Genomic DNA, 2,962 nt, shown 5'->3' on the forward strand with positions numbered 1-2,962 from the left:
AATTTTTTAAATTCGCTCATTAGTTATCGTTTAAGTGTGGTAACTCAAACTTAACTAATATGGGTGGTTCTTTGGAACTGCCCTTTTTTTGTACCTTCTAATTAAGATTTACCCGGACAACAATGACTTACTATCATGAAAAAAAACCGACATAACTTCATCTGATTAACATTCTTTCAAGAAGGTAAGTATCGCACTTGAAAGTAAAGTACCTCCAATCACGAAACCCCGGCAAGTTTGCGTAAAAATTAGAAGAATGAAACGAACATTGTATTTACTGGCGCTATGCATTTTGGGCATTGCCACAACGGAATTTGGCGTAATAGGCATTTTGCCGCAGATAGCGGCGCATTTTCGGGGCACGATTGACAGGGCCGGTTGGCTGCTAAGTGGGTTTGCGTTGGTAATAAGCATTAACATTAGCATTAGCATTAGCTGGAGTACACTTACTATTATACACGGCTGGTACCTGTAAGGAAGCAATGATCCCCATTATTATCATCTGTGGCTTTATCCATACCGACGGTTTCCTCATCAAGAACTTCAACGTCACTTCCGCAGCACCGGAAGCACCGGAGTTCGTGAACAGCATCTTTGACTTCCTGCGGCAACCTCGCGGCCACGATCGGGGCAATCGCTGGCGGGGTCACCATCGCGAAAACCAACATCCACGACATCACATTCACCACCATCTCCTTGCCTGCACTCGCTACCACCGCATGCCCAAAAACAAAAAGATAACACTAACTTAAACCCCCCGCAACCACAAATCGCCTATTTTGCCTCGCGTTGTTAAAACAAATCCATGCAGAGTCAAGATACCGAGTTGCTCCATCTTATCCGTGCCGGTGACCAGAAAGCTTTTGAAAGGTGTTTCAACCGTCACTGGCCGGTATTATATGCTTTTGCGTTTAAGATTCTGGGCAATGCCGATGATGCGAAAGATGTAGTTCAACTGGTATATATTTCGCTTTGGTCGCGGCGGGAGCGGTTGAACATTAAAGGCCCGCTGGAGAGTTACCTGTTGCAGGCGGTCCGGTTTCAGTCGTTAAAAAAGTTGCAGGAGATCATGAACCGTCCGGAGGAACTGGACCGGGTACAGGAATATATTTTGCCGGTATTAAATAGTATTTGGGAGAAGATGGAGGAGGCGGATGTATTCAGGGAGATGGAGGAACAATTGAATACGTTGCCCGTAAAAACGAAGGAGATCTTTCTCTTGAGTCGTCGTCATCATTTATCGATTACAGAAATTGCCCAAAAATTAAATCTCTCTGAAAAAACAGTGAGAAACCAGCTACACCTTGCGCTGAAGGCTTTGCGGCATCATATTGCCATGGCCATGTTACTGATAGAAATCATCAGTTAATAATTCCTTAACGTACTTCTTCGGGACAAGCACCCCTTGTAAAGGAACATATCTATAGAAGCATGTTCCGGATGAATATATCACAGTTTAAAAGAATGGTCGATAACTACCTGGCGGGAAATGCCTCCCGCAGGGAGGCAGCTATTTTGCAGCACTGGCTCGATAAGGCTATGGCGGAGAAAGAGCTGCCGGCCGATGCGGAGTTGCACCGGCAGCAGGTGCTGGACAACCTGCGGTTAGCGATCTACGAGCCCCGCAAAACCAGTATCTGGAAATATAGTATGGCAGCGGCGGCGGGTGTATCGTTGTTGGTGGCGGCTACGGTGTATCGCTTTGAGCTGCAGGATTGGCTCAGCCCTGTACCTATTGAAATGGTGACGGCGCTGAAGTACCAGGTGAAGAAGGTAGTACTGCCGGATAGTTCGGTGGTAGTATTAAACGGCGGCACCACCCTGATGTATCCCAAATATTTCCGCGGACAAAAACGCAGCATCAAAGTAAATGGAGAAGCCTTTTTTGAGGTGATGCCGGAAACAGCGCCCTTTATTATTACCGGCCCTAATTTAAAAGTGCAGGTGCTGGGAACTTCTTTTGTAGTCACAGATAGCATCGGTATTCAATCGCCTAAAGTAAGTGTGAAATCGGGTAGGGTAGCGGTAACGGCGGAAACGGTGACCAGGCAGCTGGGTGCTGCGGAGGAACTGGTGTTCAACAAATCCGCACAACAAATAAAGATCTATACGCAGCAGGAAGTGAATACCGGCTGGACCAGCAATAAATTAATGTTTAATGAGTCGGCATTGTCGGCGGTATTTAGGGAGATAGAAACACTGTACGGGGTAAAGATCAGCTGTGGAAACCCGGCTACGGCGGGTTTGAAATTCACCGGTGCTTTTGAGGAAGACGATTCGCTCGACGATATTTTAAAAGTAATTGCTCTTTCCTACAGGTTAACGATACATAAAAACAAGGACGGAACCATTTTAATCAAATAACAAACGGTATTAAATCATGTGGCAGTCTAACTGCTAAAAGCTAACAGCTAACAGCTATTGGTAACACCACCGCTATTTAAATCACTAAACGAATGAAGGAAAAAATTTTACACGGATGTATGTGGTTCCTGCTCATCGTGGCGCTCCCGGCAATGGCGCAAACGAATGTCTTACAGCAGAAAGTCAGCATTAGTTTCAGAAATGAAGGCATCACAAAATGTTTCAGCCAGTTGCAGGCGAAAGGTGGAGTCACCTTTTTTTACAACCCTGCTGATATCAAGGTGCTGGATAAAAAATACAATGCCGATTTGAATAATAAAACGGTAGCGGAAGTACTTGGCTACCTGCTGCTTAATACGGGTCTGGAGTATGAGGCAGTAGATGGGAAAAAAGTGGTGATCCGCAAAATCATTATTAAACAATCCACCGCGCCCCGCAAAAGAACCATTAGCGGAATCGTGATCGACGCCACTAAAAACAACCCCGTGGCCCACGCGGAAATCATGGCGCAAAGTACCGGCAGCGTAGTCACTGCCGACGAAGCCGGCCGCTTTTACATAGATGTAAAAGATACCACCGATGTGCTGGTAGTGTATTA

4 protein-coding genes are annotated in these 2,962 nt (G+C 45.9%); all 4 read left to right on the plus strand.

Going from position 1 to position 2,962, the window contains the following annotated elements; genetic code table 11:
- Positions 1-256 precede the first annotated feature (256 nt).
- The gene (locus VIP81_RS32940; RefSeq protein WP_331972340.1) at positions 257-475 is read left to right on the plus strand and encodes a hypothetical protein; all 219 of its coding nucleotides are present in this window, start codon (positions 257-259) and stop codon (positions 473-475) included.
- Positions 476-805: 330 nt separating this feature from the next.
- Positions 806-1,369 carry an RNA polymerase sigma factor gene (locus tag VIP81_RS32945; protein WP_331972343.1) on the plus strand — a complete coding sequence of 188 codons (564 nt, stop codon included), beginning with the start codon at positions 806-808 and terminating at the stop codon, positions 1,367-1,369.
- Between the two features lie 71 nt (positions 1,370-1,440).
- The gene (locus tag VIP81_RS32950) at positions 1,441-2,364 is read left to right on the plus strand and encodes a FecR family protein (RefSeq protein ID WP_331972346.1); all 924 of its coding nucleotides are present in this window, start codon (positions 1,441-1,443) and stop codon (positions 2,362-2,364) included.
- A 92-nt stretch (positions 2,365-2,456) separates the two neighbouring features.
- Positions 2,457-2,962 (plus strand): secretin and TonB N-terminal domain-containing protein (locus VIP81_RS32955; protein ID WP_331972349.1); only part of this gene is annotated, 506 nt, incomplete at its 3' end.

Source organism: Chitinophaga sp. (genome assembly GCF_036566945.1).
GTDB lineage: Bacteria > Bacteroidota > Bacteroidia > Chitinophagales > Chitinophagaceae > Chitinophaga.

Coding starts and splice junctions, on each gene's coding strand:
- VIP81_RS32940 (WP_331972340.1), top strand. CDS start 257: ATGAAACGAACATTGTATTTACTGGCGCTATGCATTTTGGGCATTGCC.
- VIP81_RS32945 (WP_331972343.1), top strand. CDS start 806: ATGCAGAGTCAAGATACCGAGTTGCTCCATCTTATCCGTGCCGGTGAC.
- VIP81_RS32950 (WP_331972346.1), top strand. CDS start 1,441: ATGAATATATCACAGTTTAAAAGAATGGTCGATAACTACCTGGCGGGA.